At 38.5% G+C, this 18,200-nt stretch carries 19 protein-coding genes and 1 pseudogene; 17 read left to right on the top strand and 3 right to left on the bottom strand.

Annotated elements, in window-relative coordinates; translation table 11 throughout:
- The first annotated feature begins 57 nt into the window (after positions 1–57).
- The 6 genes from ADM90_RS05925 to ADM90_RS05900 all read left to right on the top strand — a co-directional run bounded on the left by ADM90_RS05925 (position 58) and on the right by ADM90_RS05900 (position 4,821).
- Positions 58–414 carry a lmo0954 family membrane protein gene (locus ADM90_RS05925; protein ID WP_053994103.1) on the top strand — a complete coding sequence of 119 codons (357 nt, stop codon included), beginning with the start codon at positions 58–60 and terminating at the stop codon, positions 412–414.
- 15 nt (positions 415–429) lie between these two features.
- Complete coding sequence (locus ADM90_RS05920; protein ID WP_053994102.1) at positions 430–1,068, top strand: PspA/IM30 family protein; 639 nt, start codon at positions 430–432, stop codon at positions 1,066–1,068.
- 255 nt (positions 1,069–1,323) lie between these two features.
- Positions 1,324–2,439: an alpha/beta fold hydrolase gene (locus tag ADM90_RS05915; RefSeq protein WP_053994101.1), complete on the top strand. Its 1,116-nt coding sequence runs from the start codon at positions 1,324–1,326 to the stop codon at positions 2,437–2,439.
- 57 nt (positions 2,440–2,496) lie between these two features.
- A complete protein-coding gene (gene liaF / locus ADM90_RS05910; protein WP_053994100.1) occupies positions 2,497–3,180 on the top strand; it encodes a cell wall-active antibiotics response protein LiaF in 684 nt (227 codons plus the stop codon).
- Positions 3,177–4,214, top strand: a complete 1,038-nt coding sequence (locus ADM90_RS05905; RefSeq protein WP_053994099.1) for a sensor histidine kinase — start codon at positions 3,177–3,179, stop codon at positions 4,212–4,214. The genes liaF and ADM90_RS05905 overlap by 4 nt, the downstream gene beginning before the upstream one ends.
- The gene (locus tag ADM90_RS05900) at positions 4,186–4,821 is read left to right on the top strand and encodes a response regulator transcription factor (RefSeq protein ID WP_053994098.1); all 636 of its coding nucleotides are present in this window, start codon (positions 4,186–4,188) and stop codon (positions 4,819–4,821) included. The genes ADM90_RS05905 and ADM90_RS05900 overlap by 29 nt, the downstream gene beginning before the upstream one ends.
- 219 nt (positions 4,822–5,040) lie before the next feature.
- Here the strand turns inward: ADM90_RS05900 and ADM90_RS05895 are convergent, their stop codons facing one another.
- The 3 genes from ADM90_RS05895 to ADM90_RS05885 are packed head-to-tail and all read right to left on the bottom strand — an operon-like array spanning position 5,041 to position 7,487.
- Positions 5,041–5,826: an ABC transporter permease subunit gene (locus tag ADM90_RS05895; protein ID WP_053994097.1), complete on the bottom strand. Its 786-nt coding sequence runs from the start codon at positions 5,824–5,826 to the stop codon at positions 5,041–5,043.
- Positions 5,819–6,709, bottom strand: coding sequence for an ABC transporter ATP-binding protein (locus ADM90_RS05890; protein ID WP_235473428.1), 891 nt, complete (start codon positions 6,707–6,709; stop codon positions 5,819–5,821). Before ADM90_RS05890 ends, ADM90_RS05895 begins: the two co-directional genes overlap by 8 nt.
- Positions 6,702–7,487 (bottom strand): ABC transporter ATP-binding protein, encoded by a 786-nt coding sequence (locus ADM90_RS05885; protein WP_053994095.1) that lies wholly within the window; start codon positions 7,485–7,487, stop codon positions 6,702–6,704. The genes ADM90_RS05890 and ADM90_RS05885 overlap by 8 nt, the downstream gene beginning before the upstream one ends.
- 389 nt (positions 7,488–7,876) lie before the next feature.
- Between ADM90_RS05885 and ADM90_RS05880 the strand changes: the two genes are divergently transcribed.
- The 11 genes and pseudogenes from ADM90_RS05880 to ADM90_RS05830 form a co-directional block, all read left to right on the top strand.
- Positions 7,877–8,191: a YdcP family protein gene (locus ADM90_RS05880; RefSeq protein ID WP_053994094.1), complete on the top strand. Its 315-nt coding sequence runs from the start codon at positions 7,877–7,879 to the stop codon at positions 8,189–8,191.
- 13 nt (positions 8,192–8,204) lie between these two features.
- Positions 8,205–8,585 carry a YdcP family protein gene (locus ADM90_RS05875; RefSeq protein ID WP_053994093.1) on the top strand — a complete coding sequence of 127 codons (381 nt, stop codon included), beginning with the start codon at positions 8,205–8,207 and terminating at the stop codon, positions 8,583–8,585.
- Positions 8,586–8,587: 2 nt separating this feature from the next.
- Positions 8,588–9,964 carry an FtsK/SpoIIIE domain-containing protein gene (locus ADM90_RS05870; protein WP_053994092.1) on the top strand — a complete coding sequence of 459 codons (1,377 nt, stop codon included), beginning with the start codon at positions 8,588–8,590 and terminating at the stop codon, positions 9,962–9,964.
- A 25-nt stretch (positions 9,965–9,989) separates the two neighbouring features.
- A complete protein-coding gene (locus ADM90_RS05865; RefSeq protein ID WP_053994091.1) occupies positions 9,990–10,388 on the top strand; it encodes a hypothetical protein in 399 nt (132 codons plus the stop codon).
- Between the two features lie 239 nt (positions 10,389–10,627).
- Positions 10,628–11,812, top strand: coding sequence for a MobT family relaxase (gene mobT / locus ADM90_RS05860; RefSeq protein ID WP_053994090.1), 1,185 nt, complete (start codon positions 10,628–10,630; stop codon positions 11,810–11,812).
- A gap of 137 nt (positions 11,813–11,949) precedes the next feature.
- Complete coding sequence (locus ADM90_RS05855; RefSeq protein WP_053994089.1) at positions 11,950–12,171, top strand: hypothetical protein; 222 nt, start codon at positions 11,950–11,952, stop codon at positions 12,169–12,171.
- Between the two features lie 73 nt (positions 12,172–12,244).
- Positions 12,245–12,439, top strand: coding sequence for a hypothetical protein (locus tag ADM90_RS05850; RefSeq protein ID WP_053994088.1), 195 nt, complete (start codon positions 12,245–12,247; stop codon positions 12,437–12,439).
- A gap of 123 nt (positions 12,440–12,562) precedes the next feature.
- Positions 12,563–13,063, top strand: coding sequence for an antirestriction protein ArdA (locus tag ADM90_RS05845; protein ID WP_053994087.1), 501 nt, complete (start codon positions 12,563–12,565; stop codon positions 13,061–13,063).
- A 73-nt stretch (positions 13,064–13,136) separates the two neighbouring features.
- A complete protein-coding gene (locus ADM90_RS05840) occupies positions 13,137–13,529 on the top strand; it encodes a conjugal transfer protein (RefSeq protein WP_053994086.1) in 393 nt (130 codons plus the stop codon).
- Positions 13,513–15,966, top strand: coding sequence for a conjugal transfer ATPase TcpF (gene tcpF / locus ADM90_RS05835; RefSeq protein ID WP_053994085.1), 2,454 nt, complete (start codon positions 13,513–13,515; stop codon positions 15,964–15,966). The genes ADM90_RS05840 and tcpF overlap by 17 nt, the downstream gene beginning before the upstream one ends.
- A pseudogene (locus ADM90_RS05830) lies at positions 15,963–17,912 on the top strand (CD3337/EF1877 family mobilome membrane protein); the annotation flags it as partial. The gene tcpF and the pseudogene ADM90_RS05830, both read left to right, overlap by 4 nt.
- Between the last annotated feature and the right edge of the window lie 288 nt (positions 17,913–18,200).

Below are 18,200 nucleotides of genomic sequence, written 5' to 3'. Positions count from 1 at the left end.
TTTAGATCGTTGTGTAAATCGGTAACATAAAGGTACAAACGAAAGGAGCTAAAACATATGAAAAAATTTCTTTTATTAACTGGAGGCATCATCGCAGCATGTGTGGCACTTGCCTTAATCGGACCACTGGCAGGTTTATTATTCTCTGGATTACTTGTAGCACTTGGGATGCACTTCTATATCGCAAGCAAGTCAACATTCGGGAAAATTTTCTGGTTTACAGTTGGTCTAATCGGTGTCTTATCAGCAGTGTCCAACATTCCAGCAATGATCGGTCTTGCAGCTATCGCTATGATTTATGTGATCTATAAAAAATGGAATGGCGAAGATGTAAAAATTCCTACAATTGAAGGCAAAAAAGAAGAAGATCCGTTTACAAACTTTGAAAAAGAATGGTCAAATTTAACAAAATAAAAGGAGCGATTTTAAATGAATTTATTTCAACGTTTTAGATATACAGTAGAGGCAGACTTACACCAATTATTTGATAAGAAGGAACAAAAAAATCCGATTGCGATGTTAAATCAATATATTCGTGAAGCAGAAAAGCAAACAGAACAAACAGGCAAATTATTAGAGCGACAAGGGCAATTAAAAGAAAAGCTAGAGCAAGAATACAAGGAGAACGCAGCATTACTTGCAAAACGTGAATCTCAATTGGCATTAGCACAAACTAGCGGCGAGCAGGACTTAATTGATTTCGCTACGGATGAAGTAACAGCTTACACAGCTCGTAACCACACATTGCAAACGAGCATTGAAGCAAGTACACGTGAATACTTCGAGCTCGAGCGTAAATTCGAAACAATGAAGCATAAAATTAAAGATATGAAAGTACGTCAATTACAGCTGATGGGCAAAGAAAACGTTACACGTGCCCATCATCAAATGGACGGCATGATTGCCAAAAACAATAAAACAAATTTTGAAGATTTAGAAGCATATATCGATAAATTAGCTTACCAAATCAACAAAGATCATGAGGTAACAACTTTTGAGGCAAGACTGGCAGAATTAGAGAAAAAAGCAACAGAAGATAGCTCACCACTGCTAATTGAAAATAAATAACATGGTATAATATAAAGAAATAAGGGATGCCTCTATTTAAGAAGCATCCCATTTCTTTGAAGAAAAGCAACCTACTTTTATAGAGGCTTTTCAATTCATCATTCTAAAACTTTAAGTGCTTCCGATTTTTCACATATCGCATCCATTATATACTTTAGTATAATATTTTTTCACTGGCAGCTTATGGGCTTTTAATGGTTACCTTGATGTGGGTATTATACTGCCAGCTACTACTGGAAAAGGGAATTTACGAAGATGAAAAATAAAAAGTGGGTTCATCATCTGATGAAAATAAGCCTTTATGCTTTAATTTTTCTTATCATACTTACACTTATTTTATTAAGTTATCGTTTCATCGTTCAACAGCAGATCAAACAACAAAGCGCTACTATTATAGAAAACGGTGGTATTAGTGAACTAAAAGAAATAACAGTAAATGGAGATAAACAATTTCTATTAGTAGAAGGGCAAGACAGAGAAAAACCGTTTTGTTTATTCCTTCATGGTGGCCCTGGCTCTCCGTTTCCTTATGGTGTAAGTGCTAGAACACTGTTTCCTGAGATCACTGAGCACTGCGTAGCTGTATTTTATGATCAACGTGGTTCTGGTAAAAGTTATAATAAAAATTTATCATTAAACACAATGAACCTCGCTCAATTCACCGAAGATGCTAATAGTATTGTGGATTTTATTAGAGTACATTACAAACAGGAAAAGATCTTTATCATTGGTCAATCTTTTGGAACAGTCATTGGCACACACTTAATTGCTCAATATCCTGAAAAGTTTCGTGCTTATTTAGGCATCTCGCAATTGACGAATCCGACAAAAGGACAGAGGCTTGGTTATAATTGGATAAAGAAAGAAGCTCAAGCTATTGACGATGAGAAAACGCTTAGCATTTTGGAGAGTTTTGCTAAAGAACCATACTTTAAAGAAGATGAAGACCAGTTTAGCGATCTTATCCATCAATATAAAGGCATGAATTATTTTGATGATACGATAGAAAAGGTTAATCTTTTTAATTTAATCAAAGGGGCTTTTACTTCTCCTGATTATTCTTTACGAGATATTTATAAAGCATTTATTTCTGGTCCCCAATTTAGTGTTATTAAAAGCAAGGAATTAAAAAAAGAAATTATCCTTACTAATTTTTTTGAAACTGTAAAAACGATAGATATTCCTGTGTATATTATTCATGGAAAATATGATAAGCAGGCAAATTATGAATTATCAAAACAATATTATGAGATGTTAGATGCGCCAAATGGCAAGGAGTTTATTACATTACAGCACTCTGCTCACTATCCAAACAAACTTGATGTCACTTTAATAAACGATACATTCAAAAAGATGCTTGAAAAATACTAGAAACTTGTAGAGAAGTTCGGCTTCTCACATCAATTTTTAGAAGGAAGGGTGACCCTCTTGCAAAATTTCACAACAAATAAGCTTACATTTTGGGTGCTATGCTTCTTTTTACTCATCTTTGTGGAGCTAACCGTTTTTAATAATGGCGGTGCCTTCTGTTTATTGATTGGGGCTGTACTGCTTTATTTAAGCTTCTCCAAAAAAATTCGCTTTTTTAAATGGACAGGAATTTTCTTCATTGTTATTGCTCTGTTCACGATGTGGAGCTTACGTTTATTTATCATTTCGATCCCTTTATATATGCTTTATCAATATTTACAACGAGAAAATGAACCAAAAGTAGTTGGGGCGGAACTTTTTGAGCCGCTTCCTACAACAAAAAGCGATTTAATTGGCACAATGCCAGCACCCACTGAAGCATACAAATGGCAGGATGTGCAAATTCAGCGTCTAGCAGGGGATATTACCATTGATACAACACAAACAATTTTACCGACTGGCACGAGCCTGATTACCATCCGTCAGGGAATTGGCAAAGTGCAAGTGTATATTCCTTATGAAATTCCTTTCCGTTTACACTATACAACGCTATTTGGGGAGCTGACTTGCTTACATGCAGGACCACAACGTATCGTCAATGAAAGTATTCACTTCTCTGATGGAAACCCTGAGGATGCGAAGCGTATCCTTGTCATTCATGTGGCAACATGGCTTGGAGATTTGGAGGTGCTACGAAAATGATTGCCTTTATCTCAAGATTATTTACCTTATTTTTCATTTTAATGAGTGCTACATTTGGTCTACTTGTTGCGATATGGGGGAATCCAGATGAAAAAACATGGGAGCCTTTATGGCAACAATATTACGATGATATTCCTTTTGGAGGCATTATCATTCTTAGCCTTTTTGTCCTTAGCTTACTGATTGCAAGCTGGATTAGCATGACAGCTCGTGCACGAGAGGCGCAGGCAACACGTCTTGTAAAGCAATTGATTGAGCCTGATTTTGAGCTTCCCAACAAGCAGGCTCTTCCTAAGTCATTAAAAAAAGCCATTGCACAAACGAGTGAATTAATTGATACACAGCGTAAAAGTTTACAGCGTCTGTCCAATGAACGGGCGGAAGCAAATGATAAAATTATTCAAGAACGTATTATTGCAGAACGTCAACGTCTAGCTAGAGAGCTGCACGACTCCGTGTCACAGCAATTGTTCGCAGCCTCCATGTTGCTTTCTGCTTTGACTGAAAATGACGAGAATGCTGCTAGCTTAAAGCAGGTGGAAAAAATAGTACAACAGGCACAGCTAGAGATGCGTGCTTTATTGCTTCATCTACGTCCTGTAGCTCTACACAATAAAACACTAGCACAAGGCTTAGAGGAACTCATTATTGAGCTTCAGCAAAAGGTCTATTTTCATATTGACTATGAGCTAGAGGAAATGGCATTAACAAAGGCAGAGGAAGATCATTTATTTCGCATTGCACAGGAGGCTCTCTCCAACACACTTCGGCATGCCAAAGCAAGTGAAGTCGAATTACTGCTTGTGGCTCGTGATGATTTAGCCATTTTACGAATTCAAGATAATGGCTTAGGCTTTGATGTAGAGGCGGATAAATCAACTTCCTATGGCTTGCAAAATATAGCGGAACGGGCAGTTGAAATTGGCTGCACCTATAAAATTGTCTCAGTGCCTGATGAGGGAACGATTGTGGAGGTTAAAATTCCACTACAGAAGGAGGAAGAGCATGACGATTCAAGTGCTAATAGTGGATGATCATGAAATGGTACGGATTGGTGTAGCAGCTTATCTTTCAGCCCAGCCAGATATTACGGTTGTCGGTGAGGCTGAAAACGGGAAGGAGGCTGTTGAACAGGCCCTTGCGCTAAGGCCTGATATTATTTTAATGGATAATGTGATGCCCATTATGACAGGAGCAGAGGCAACTGTCGAAATTTTAGCGGCATGGCCTGAGGCGAAAATTATGATGGTTACTAGTTTTTTAGACGATGATAAAGTCTACCCTGCCCTAGAGGCTGGTGCAGTAAGCTATATTTTAAAAACATCGAATGCGAAACAAATTGCTGATGCTATCCGTAAAACAATGGGTGGTGAAACGGTATTAGAGCCAGAGGTCACTTCCAAAATGATGCACCGTATGCGCCACGGCAATAATACGCCCCTTTACGAGCAACTGACGGACCGTGAAATGGAAATATTATTGCTCATGGCACAGGGCAAAGCTAATCAGGAAATCGCTGACGAGCTATATATTGCGTTAAAAACGGTGAAAACCCATGTTAGCAATATTTTAGCAAAGCTAGAAGTGCAAGATCGTACACAAGCGGTTGTCTATGCCTTTCAAAATGGGCTAGCGAAATAACCATCTATCCATTACGCTTTGGTGTCGTTGCCATAGGACGTGGCGATCTTTCAGCAAAAATAGTACAAACTAACAATCCATTTATTTTGGCATGAGCCAAAATAAATGGATGAACGCCATATGCGTAGAGAATGTCCCCGCAACAGACATCCACCGATTTATCTCATGCTATATCTCAACCCCAATATAAAGGGGACACAAGCGAATGTAAAGATTCGATTAAAGTGGTAGGTCTTTGCGCTTAAATACTTCTAAACTTGCTATATAGAGAACAAGACCAATACCGAAAAGAATGATCAGCTTCCACCAATAGTGTTCACCATCTAAAATAGCAGTTGTGTCAAATAATGCATTTATTGTGAGGTAATTAAGTACATTAAGGCTTTCGTCGACTGAACTTAGCAACTGGCATAAGAAAAAGGCAATCTGAATACCAGCTCCAAAAGCAAGGGAGTTTTTCGTTAAGTTGCAATAGCTCGAAAAAAAGAACGAAATACCACTAATAGCAAACATTAACAATAATAAACCAACATTCAGCATAACAAAATCTGCTACCACAATATCCGTGTCAGATTGGAACACTTGAATTGTTACAAGACCAGCAATTGTTTCCATAAAAAACATGATAACTAAAGCCACAATTAAGTAAAATGCTTGTGTAACAATAATTGTAGATCGTTTTGTTGGTGTTGATAATAAGTAGACCATGGAGCCGCGATCCACTTGAGAAGCAATTAAACTATTTGCAGTCATAATGATAAAAATAATTGGGAATATGACGCCATGAATTGAATAAAATGTTGAAGCAAGCATACCTAGTAATGTCGTTTTGCCAAGCATTCCTGCAAGTGCTGTCCCCTCTACTAAATGACTAACATCGGTTAACGTACTAGCATCAAATACAGCGATCATCACTACTTGCAATATCGTTAAAACAATCGTAAACATTAGCCAAAGCTTTACATTTGCGTGTAAAGTTTGTTTAAAAATTGTACCATTAATCATGAGATTGTCCCCCTGAATATAAGTGATAGAACTGTTCTTGAAGTGTATGGTTTTGTTCTGTTAAATTATCAAATTGATACGTTGATAAAATAGCTAAAAATTCATTTAATATATTATTTTCAATATTTACAGAAACCATTGTATGACTAATAGCCACTGAATCAAGCTTCTCTTGCATAAAACGAGTACTTTCCTGCTCATTACTAAACTCAATGATAAATTGTTGATGTTCATTTGACATAATCGACGAAATAGCTTCGATTGTAATAATTTTCCCTTCTTTTATCATCGCTACTTTATCACAAGTTTCCTCGATTTCTTCGAACATATGGCTAGACATAAAAATCGTTTTGCCTTTCCCTTTTTCCTCTTTGATAATTTGTATAAATTCTGCACGCATTAAAGGATCGAGTCCCGTTGTAGGCTCATCTAAAATTAGAATTGGAGGATCAGCCATCAATGCGACAACAATCGCAGTTTTTTGTTTCATGCCCTTTGACATACGTTTAATATTGGCTGAGGGGTCAAGTTGCAGTCTTTCAATTAATTGGTTGGCAAAGCTTAAATCTGTTAGCTGTAATAGCTCTGCTTGCTGATGAATAAACTCCCAGCCAGTTTTCACATCAGGAAAGGCAATTTCTCCTGGAGTATAGCCAACACACTGCTTAATTTCCGCAGCATTTTGCCACGCATCAAGATTCTTAATCTGCACTGTTCCAGTATTAGGTTTTAAAAACCCCATTAAATGGCGAATCGTCGTTGTTTTACCTGCTCCGTTAGTACCAACGAATCCAAATGCTTCACCTAATTCAATTGAAAGATTAATATTAAAAATACCTCGACTATCTCCATAATCTTTCGTCACGTTTTGTAATTCAATCATTGCCACGGTAATCCCCTCCTACACGTCTATCATAAAATTCCATAAAATGCTTTTCTAAACTAAACGGCACTTCGCTGAAACTTGAAATAGGAAAGTCGATTAATAATTGAATGAGCTTTGATAAATCACTTGGATAACAGCCAATTTGAAGATCATTTGTTTGATCATTTTTAAAGAGTACGTGAAAAGCTGCATTCGATTCAAACTTCTGTACAAGTTGCGTATAATGTTTGTCGTTTTGGACAGTTAGATTAAAGACCTTTTCTGTCATTTTTAATTGTTCTTGTTTGTTAAATGACGAAATCAAATATCCATCCTTAATAATTGAAATTTCATCACACGTGGCATCGACTTCAGTAAAAATATGACTTGAAAGTAAAATGGTTTTGCCTCGCTTTTTTTCTTCTTTCACGAAGTCGATAAAGCGTTGTTGCATGATGGGGTCTAAACCACTTGTAGGTTCATCAAGAACGAGGACATCTGGATCATGCATGAATGCCGTCACAATCGCTAATTTTCTTTTCGTACCCAGTGACATTCGTTTGACCTTTCCCGCAGCATCAAGCTCAAAGAAATCCACCAATTTTTTACAAAGAGTATCATCCTTTACTTTTCTTAAATCCATCATCATTTGGATAAATTGCTTACCTGTTAAATTTTCAGGTAATGCTACTTCTCCAGGTAGATAACCTAGTTTTTCTTGAATCGTGCTAGTATTTGTCCAACTGTCTAGCCCATTTACGGTAACGATTCCTTGCTGTGGCTTAGAGAACCCCATAATATGACGAATAGCTGTTGTTTTCCCAGCTCCATTCGGTGCATGTGCATATAGACAACAGCTTGAAACCCTTGATACACAAGGCTTTATAAAAATCTAAAGACAATTAAACACATCTATAATCACACCTAAAACGTCATTTGAACGGTATTTTACCGACAGATGGCGTTTTTAAGTTGTGACAAAATTGGAGGGATAAAAAATGAAAAACTGTAGAAATCATGTTGTGGAAAATCATTATTCTGCTACCAAGGAAATCATGATTTGCAGCTTACTTGTTCAAATGGCTGTTGATAAAAAAATCTTCCATGGTCGTCCCCCACCTTCATCTTACATCTGCAATTTACAAATAAAAGCATTCATTAAATAAAAGAAAGAGGGAATGAACAATGGAACTAAAATACGTGATTCCAAACATGGACAAAACATTTGGTCGATTAGAGTATGCAGGCGAGGGCAAAATGGAACAGCGCAGAATCAATGGGCGCATGACCACTTTATCTCGCAGCTACAATTTGTACTCGGATATTCAACGAGCAGATGATATTGAGGTCATTTTACCCGCAGAAGCAGGCGAAAAACACTTTGAACCAGAAGAAACCGTTCAATTAATCAATCCCCGAATTACCGTAGAAGGCTATAAAATCGGCAATCGTGGCTTTACAAATTACATTTTACATGCTGACGACATGGTGAAAGCATAAGGAGGAATCAAATATGAGATTAGCACAAGGGATTGTCATTGATAAGGACAAAACATTTGGTCAATTGAAATTTTCGGCATTAAGACGTGAAGTATTTTTACAAAATGAAGATGGCACAGTGTCTACAGAAGTAAAGGAACGCACCTACGATTTAAAATCTCGTGAACAAGGTCGCATGATTCAAGTGAGTATTCCTGCTACTATTCCACTAAGGGAATTTGATTACAACGCAGAGGTCGATATTATTAACCCGATTGCCAATACAGTAGCGAACGCAACCTTCCGTGGCGCAGATGTAGATTGGTATATTAAAGCAGACGACATTGTGTTAAAAGGCAAACCATCTCCTACTATGAATAATGCACCAAAAGCGCTATCGGATAAGGATAAATAAAGATGCACCTTTTTCGCCAACGTGGTAAACGGATTCGCCCTCACGATGCGTCCTTGCTTATGCAATTTTGTTTGAGCCGAATGGGTGTTGTTTGGTTGCTGTCATTCCTTGTCTTTCACTTCCCATTCTTGCTCACTCATGAATGGCAGCTCTCGACTTTTCAACAACATTTCATCAGCACGTATGGACTGGTGACGTTCTCTATTAGCCTTGTCCTAACAGGTGCATGTGCCTATTTGTATTGTCGTTATCGCTATGACAAAATTCGACAGGTACTTCACCGACAAAAGCTCGCTAAAATGATACTGGAAAATGGATGGTACGAAACCAAACAAGTACAGTCTATCAATTTTTTTGAGGATATATCCTCTGGCAAATCAAAAGACAAAATCAGCTATTTTCCGAAAATATACTATCGGCTTGAAGCAGGACTGCTCTATATTCAAGTCGGCATCACACTTGGCAAGTATCAAGAACAATTGCTTACTCTCGAAAAAAAGCTCGAAAGTGGTTTGTATTGTGAGCTTGTGTCAAAAGAACTGCATGAATCCTTTGTAGAATATGTGCTTTTATATGATACGATTGCCAACCGCATTTCAATAGAAGAAGTCATTGCACAAAACGGCAAACTAAAGTTAATGGAATCGGTATATTGGGAATATGACAAACTCCCTCATATGTTGATTGCTGGGGGTACTGGCGGAGGAAAAACGTATTTTATCTTGACTTTAATTGAAGCGTTGTTACGGACAGATGCTGTTCTCTATGTCTTAGACCCGAAAAATGCTGACTTAGCCGATTTAGCCACGGTTATGCCCGATGTCTATTATAAAAAGGAAGATATGCTTGCCTGTATTGACCAATTTTATAACAACATGGTGGCTCGTAGTGAAGAAATGAAACAAATGCCGAACTACAAAACAGGTGAAAACTATGCCTATTTAGGGTTAGCCCCTCACTTTCTTATCTTCGATGAATATGTATCATTTATCGAAATGATTGGTTCAAAAGAGAGTATTGCTGTTTTAAGCAAATTGAAACAGATTGTTATGTTAGGCAGGCAAGCTGGCTTTTTCCTTATTCTCGCTTGTCAGCGACCCGATGCAAAATATTTGGGTGATGGGATTCGTGACCAGTTCAATTTTCGTGTGGGATTAGGCAGAATGAGCGAACTTGGATATGGGATGCTTTTTGGCGCAGATGTGCAAAAGCAATTTTTCTTGAAACAGATTAAAGGACGTGGCTATGTGGATAAAGGTGATAGTGTTATCTCGGAGTTTTATACACCCCTTGTCCCAAAAGAACATGACTTTTTACAGACCATCGCTTCACTTGTACACTCAAGACAGGAAACAAAACAAACTGTACCAGAGGAATAAAAGCTATATACAGGAGGTATCATACATGGACTATCTAAACATGAACGTGGGTCATCTAAGCACAGGCAAATGGATAAACTGCATTTGCCTACATTATCATCAATTTGTTACAGATGCGAACAAATTAACAGATGCCCGACACAAGGGATTCGGTATTAACCCTATTGAACGATTTAATGAAAAAGTGGGGAAAATTCTTTATGAAATCGCTAATGGTGAGCGTTCATTACCTAGCCGCTTTCAGATTCGCTTAGAAAGCAAGCACTCTATCTGCCGTTGTCGAATTGATTATGTGTTTGAGGTCATGGAAAAGGACTTTCTTCAAGGGAATATTCGAGGAACGGAAATACCAGAAGAAACATTGAAAGTATGCCTTGATTCCGATAGTAACCTTATCATGCTGTATGTTGGCATGAATAGGTAAATCAGCAGAAGCGGTGCTTTGTGGTCAGCGAAGCGAACAGACCGCAAAGTGCCGTTTCTGCTGGGCAGGGCTTGCCCTGCCCTGTGCAAGCCCCCCGTATCTAACAGGGGGGTACAAATACACCAAAAAACAGTTCCTTACAACCGTTCACGCCAGATGGCGCAAGGGTTTTGGAAGCATAAAGCAGATGTCAACTTTTGCCCTTTTAGTTGACATCTTTTTTGTTTGGAGGAATGCCTATGAATAAAGATACATGGTATACAGACTTGAAAGAAAAGCGCATTGCCTATGGTATTTCACAAAATAAGTTAGCGGTAGAGGCTGGTGTTACAAGGCAATATGTCAGTGAAATTGAAACAGGGAAAGTGATACCATCGGAAGCACTTATGGCAACGATGATGGACATATTGGAACGCTACAACCCAGATGCGCCACTTGAAATGCTATTCGACTATGTGCGAATTCGATTTCCAACGACTGACCCCAAGCCAGTAATTGAAGAAATCATGAAACTTAAAATGGACTATATGCTTCATGAGGACTATGCGTTTTATTCATACGCCGAGCAATATGTATTTGGCGATATAGTCGTGATGGTATCGCCCGACCAAGATAAAGGTTGCCTTGTTGAGCTAAAAGGTAAAGGTTGTCGGCAATTTGAAAATTTTCTGTTAGCACAACAGCGAAGTTGGTTTGATTTTTTTACCGATGTCTTTCGAGCAGGTGGCATTTTCAAGCGACTTGACCTTGCGATTAACGATAAGGTCGGGCTGCTAGATATACCTGAACTCACAAGGAAATGCCAGAACGAGGAATGTATTTCTGTCTTTCGTAGTTTTAAGAATTATCGCTCTGGGGAACTGGTGCATCGGAGAGAAAAGCCTGATATGGGGAACACCTTGTACATTGGCTCATTAAAAAGTGAAGTGTATTTCTGTATCTATGAAAAAGATTACGAGCAGTATGTGAAAAATGGTATTGCGCTTGAAGATGCAGAAACGAAAAATCGCTTTGAAATCCGCTTAAAGAATGAGCGCGCCTATCATGCAGTTGCGGATTTAATGACCTATGAAGATGCAGGACATACCGCTTTTTCGATTGTGAATCGCTATATCCGTTTTGTGGACAAAGACCCTTCTAAACGCCGTAGTAAATGGAAAATCAACCCTCGCTGGGCGTTATTTATAGATACAGAAGGAAGAAAATTAAAGCTCACCACAAAGCCTGAACCGTACACCTTCGAAAAAACATTAAACTGGTTGGCTCGTCAAGTAGCCCCCACTTTGAAGCTGGCGATGAAACTAGACGACATCAACGACACAAGCATTATAAAAGAGATGATTCGCCATGCAAAGCTGTCCGAACGACACGAAAAATTATTAGCCCAACAAGCCCTTCCGAAAGAGGAAGTTATTCAACCATAACCAAGGAGGAAAAAAACATGCTAAAAGTAGTGAAATATACACTGTTTGTCGTGATTGGTGGTCTATGCCTTTGGTTTATCGAATGTATGCGTCAAGTAACGAAATATTAAACGGTTCAATAGAAAGGAGCGATACACATGAACTTTGGACAAAATATTTATGATTGGTTTTTAACCAATGCACAGTCTTTGGTGTTACTGGCTATTGTGATTATCGGGATTTATTTAGGCTTTAAACGTGAATTTTCCAAACTCATTGGCTTTTCCATTATTGCCTTAATCGCTGTTGGCTTAGTATTTAATGCGGCTGGAGTCAAGGATGTATTATTAGATTTATTCAATCGAATTATTGGGGCTTAACCAGAACTATGACATGAAAGTGATTGATGATAGAATAAAGCTACAGTAGATTAGGATTTTGAAGAGGTGTGTGATGAAAAAAGATAAAAATAGATATTTAACACTAGGTATCTCACTCGGATTATCCTTTGGTACTTGTCTAGGGATTATTGCAGACCTTATTATAAACAGAGATAATTTTATATTTGGTATACCTATAGGAGCAGGATTAGGAATGCTTGTTGGAATGATGATTGGCTCTATTTTAGATAGTCAATCAAAAAAATAAAGTAATTTAAAAATTCCAATTTGCTTATCTTACTAAAATATGAATAAAGACTATTAAATACAGTGAGCTTATAAAAGCTGACTGTATTTTTTATACTCAAAATCAAAAAAAGGAAGTGATGACATGGACATGCAAGTTTTTATAACGAATCTCGGCAAATATAATGAAGGTAGAATCAATGGTGCTTGGTTTACACCACCTATTGACTTTGAAGAAGTCAAAGAACGTATTGGCTTGAATGAAGAATATGAGGAATACGCTATTCATGATTATGAACTCCCTTTTGATATACATGAATATACTTCCATCGAAGAAATCAATCGTTTATGTGCATTAGTAGAAGAAATTGCAGGTACACCCCTTTATGATGCCCTTTCCGAAGTACAAAGCTGTTGGTTTAACAGTGTAGACGAGTTATTGGAACAGCAAGACGACATTATGTACTATCATGACTGTAATGATATGGAAGATGTGGCAAGGTATCTCGTAGAGGAAACAGGCGCATTAGGTGAAATACCTGCTAGTTTACAAAACTATATTGATTATGAAGCCTATGGACGTGACCTTGAAATCAGTGGTAGTTTCTTGGTCACTACACATGGCGTATTTGAGTACACTCGTTAAACAAATAAATAAAAAAATCCTTAGCAGCTTGTCTTGTACAGGCTGCTATTTTTAATGAGAGGATGAGAACATCATGAAAAAATTAAAAAGCTACACCAGTATATGGTCAATCGAAAAAGTCATTTATGCCATTAATGATTTTCGTTTACCGTTCCCTGTCACGTTTACACAAATGACATGGTTTGTACTTTCCCTTTTTGCCGTTATGCTCCTAAGTAATGTACCACCTTTGTCTTTGATTGAAGGAGCGCTATTGAAGTATGTTGGGATTCCTGTTGGCTTGACATGGTTTATGAGTAAAAAAACATTTGACGGCAAGAAGCCCTATGGATTTTTAAAGTCGGCTGTGACCTACTTTTTACGTCCGAAAGTCACCTATGCAGGCAAGACCGTGCGATTGAAACGTGTAAAAGTAAATGAAGCAATTACGACTGTAAGGAGTGAAATCCATGCGCTATCCGATTAAATATATCGAAAACAATCTGGTCTTTAACCATGATGGAGAATGCTTTGCCTATTATGAACTGCTCCCCTACAATTATTCTTTTTTATCAGAAGATGAAAAAATGCAAGTGCATGACCATTTTCGCCAGTTGATTGCACAGAATCAAGACGGCAAAATTCATGCCCTACAAATTAGTATGGATAGCAGTATTCGTGCGGTGCAAGAACGCAGTAAGGAATTGGTGGCTGGTCGATTACAAGAGGTTGCCTATGAACGAATTGACCATCAAACAGAAGCGTTAGTTTCCATGCTCGGTGAAAACCAAGTGGACTATCGCTTTTTTATTGGCTTTAAGTTGCTCTTGAACGAGCAAGAAATCAATATGAAGTCTATTGGAAAAGCAATTGGCACATCCCTTTCGAGTTTTATTCGTGACGTGAATCATCAATTGATGGGTGACTTTGTTTCTATGCCTCATGCAGAAGTAGAACGTTTTCAAAAGATGGAATCCTTTCTACAAAACAAAATAGCTAGACGCTTTAAGATTCGTCCACTAGATAAAAATGATTTTGGTTATCTGATTGAACATATTTACGGACAAGCAGGCATTGCCTATGAAGATTATGATTACCCACTACCACTTGAAAAATTAAAGGCAGAAACATTGGTCAAGCGTTATGACATTATCAAGCCCACTCGCTGTTTAATAGAGGAAAACCAACGCTATTTAAAAATTGAACGAGAGGAACAAACGACCTATGTTGCTTATTTTACTATCAACTCAATTGTAGGTGAATTGGACTTTCCTTCTGACGAAATCTTTTATTATCAACAACAACAATTCACCTTCCCTATCTCGACTTCGATGAATGTCGAATTTGTCACGAACAAGAAAGCATTATCTACCGTTCGCAATAAGAAAAAAGAATTGAAAGACTTGGATAATCATGCGTGGGAATCCAACAATGAAACAGGGTCAAATGTAGTGGATGCACTCGAACAAGTCACAGAATTAGAGGATATTTTAGATAAAAGTAAAGAAGCGATGTATAAATTAAGCTATGTGGTACGAGTAGCGGCATCAAGTCTCGATGAGCTGAAACGGCGTTGTGATGAGGTAAAAGACTTTTACGATGATTTAAACGTTAAATTGGTGCGTCCATTTGGGGATATGTTCGGCTTACACACAGAATTTCTTCCTGCGAGTAAACGCTATATGAATGACTATATTCAGTATGTGACCTCTGACTTTTTAGCAGGGTTAGGCTTCGGGGCAACACAGATGTTGGGTGAAACAGAAGGGATTTATATTGGTTACAACTTAGAAACAGGACGCAATGTGTACCTAAACCCTAGCCTTGCCAGTCAAGGAGTCAAAGGTTCTGTAACCAATGCGCTTGCGGCAGCATTTTTAGGCTCGCTTGGGGGTGGTAAATCCTTCGCCAATAACTTACTGGTCTACTATGCCGTTTTATTCGGTGGTCAAGCGCTGGTGGTTGACCCCAAGGCGGAACGTGGCAATTGGAAAGAAACCTTACCTGAAATTGCCCACGAAATTAATATTGTCAATTTAACCAGTGATGAACGCAATAAGGGCTTACTTGACCCCTACGCTATTATGCATAACAAGAAAGATTCCGAGAGCTTGGCAATTGATATTCTCACTTTTTTAACAGGTATCTCTAGTCGGGATGGCGAAAAGTTCCCAATTTTGCGTAAGGCAATCCGCACCGTCACGCAACAGGAAGAAAGTGGCTTACTACTCGTCATTCATGAATTACGAAGTGACCCGAATCCAATAGCTGCAAGCATCGCAGAACATATTGAAAGTTTTATTGATTATGATTTTGCCCACTTGCTCTTTTCAGATGGCACAGTGAAAAACTCCATCAGTTTAGAGAAACAGCTCAATATCATTCAAGTGGCAGATTTAGTGTTACCCGATGCTGAAACTCGCTTTGAAGAATATACCACAATGGAGCTATTAAGTGTTGCCATGTTAATTGTTATCTCTACCTTTGCGCTCGACTTTATTCACTCGGATAGAAGCATTTTTAAAATGGTGGATTTAGATGAGGCGTGGAGCTTTTTGCAAGTGGCGCAAGGTAAAACATTGTCCAATAAATTAGTTCGTGCTGGGCGTTCCATGAATGCAGGAGTTTACTTCGTTACTCAAAATGCCGATGATTTAACGGATGAAAAAATGAAAAATAATATCGGCTTAAAATTTGCTTTCCGTTCAACAGATACCAATGAAATCAAAAAGACCCTTCAATTTTTCGGTGTAAATCCCGACAATGAAGCGAACCAAAAGCGACTTCGAGGACTGGAAAATGGGCAATGTTTAATTCAAGATTTGTATGGACGTGTCGGAACGATTCAAATACATCCTGTTTTTGAGGATATATTCCATGCCTTTGATACCCGACCACCGACAAAGAGAGGTGAACCATCGTGACACAAAACAAATGGAAAAAAGTTGCTCTAACGGTAGTGCTACTCGGTGCTACCGTTTTTCTATTGCTCTTTTTACTAGGGTCAATCGCTCGTGCGGCTGGCTTAGTGGATAACACCGTAGCACCCGATAATCTCTATTCGCAATATCCACTCGACCATTACCAACTTGATTTTTATGTGGATACAACGTGGGAATGGCTGCCTTGGAATTGGACAGATGGCATTGGCAAACAAGTGATGTATGCGCTGTATACGATGACGAATTTTATTTGGATGATTAGCCTCTATTTATCCAACGCAACAGGCTATTTAATTCAACAGTCTTACTCGCTTGATTTTATCTCTGAAACTGCGGATGCTATCGGAAATAATATTCAAATACTTGCAGGTATTACGGCAAGTGGCTTTAGTAGTACAGGCTTTTATGTTGGGTTTTTACTCCTCTTTATTTTAATTATCGGTATTTATGTGACCTATACAGGCTTGATGAAGCGAGAAACGACAAGAGCGATTCGAGCTATCATGAATTTTCTCGTAGTGTTCATTTTATCCGCTTCTTTTATTGCTTACGCTCCCTTGTATATCACGAAAATCAATGAATTTTCCGCAGATATTAGTGAGGCGGCACTTGATTTAGGCACAAAAATTTTAATGCCGAGTTCAGAAAGCCGAGGAAAAGATAGTGTCGATATGATACGCAATAACTTGTTTGCCATTCAAGTCGAACAACCTTGGTTATTATTACAGTTTGGTGATTCATCGAAGGAAACGATTGGAGAAAGTCGAGTGGATAGCTTGGTAGCGATTAGCCCCGATACCAATAACGGCAAAGACCGAGAAGAAGCCGTGAAAGCAGATATTGAAACCTATGATAATAAAAATTTGACCATCACGAAAACGACCAATCGTTTAGGGATGGTTTTCTTTTTGTTCCTATTTAACATTGGTATTTCTATATTTGTGTTCTTATTATCAGGCATTATGATTTTCTCGCAAATTCTCTTTATCATTTTTGCGATGTTTCTGCCGATTAGCTTTTTACTTTCCATGATGCCAACCTTTGAAGGCATGGCAAAGCAAGCTATACTAAAGCTCTTTAACGTTATCATGCTTCGAGCAGGCATTACATTAATCATTACCGTTGCCTTTAGCATTTCAGCGATGCTTTATACTTTAACAACAAGCTATCCGTTTTTCTTAGTCGCCTTTTTGCAAGTTGTCACTTTCGCAGGCATTTACATGAAGCTTGGTGACATCATGAGTATGTTTAGTTTGCAAAGTAATGATTCACAGCATATCAGTCGCAAAGTGCTAAACCGTCCATATCAACTCTTACGCCGTAATAGTCGAAAATTGCCTCGCTCTATGAGGCGCATGTTGACAGGGGCTACGGCTAGCACAACTTATTCGAATAAAGGTAATAAGACTAAAGGTACACACGCACAGCGTCAGCCAGTGAAACAGAACAAGCAAAAAAATAGTGAACAAGCTTCTGCTCCATTTAGCTATAAAGCAGGACAAATGACAAGCAAAGTATTCGATATGAAAAATCGCATCCGTGCAAACATTCAATACCGCAAAGAACAGCTATATGACCTGCCAACAACGGCTCAATATGCCATCGTACAAGGAAAAGAGCAATTGGTACAACCTGCTCACCATTTTAAACGAGGCATCATGCAAGCACAGGAACAACGCCAACAAGCGAATGAAGAACGCACAGCGAACCATCGTCAAAGTATAGCTGAAAAGCGCCGTGCATTAGAAGGAAAGCGCAAAACGTCTGCTACACCTAATCATGAAAGACCTGCGATGTCTGATAAAAAGATAGCTACTCAACAGGCTACATCATCACAAATGGCAGTTCCTACAGCCAAAACAGCGCAGCCATCACAGCCAAAACTACGCCGACAGTTTGCTCATCAACTCAAACAAGAAGCTAGACCTGTGCTGACGGATAAACAAGTAGCTGACCATTCACAACACACACAGAGCCGACCACCAATAAAATTGCGTTCACAGGTTGTCCAACGATTAAAACAATCACCACAACCTCATCTGTCAAATGAAACAAGAATGATTCAACAAACGCAAACAAGCCAACCACAGCCTCGTATTTCAAAGAGAGAACATAAGTCACAGCCGAAAGCCTATAAAGCAAAGTCTGCCCAACCCATTACTAAAGCACAGTCGATGCCATCCAAGAAGCAAGCAGAAAATTCACCTACACCTCGA

This window comes from Lysinibacillus macroides, assembly GCF_001281525.1.
GTDB classification, from domain to species: domain Bacteria; phylum Bacillota; class Bacilli; order Bacillales_A; family Planococcaceae; genus Lysinibacillus; species Lysinibacillus macroides.
Note: the sequence above shows the minus strand (reverse complement) of the source record. Positions and strands in the feature narration are given on the sequence as shown.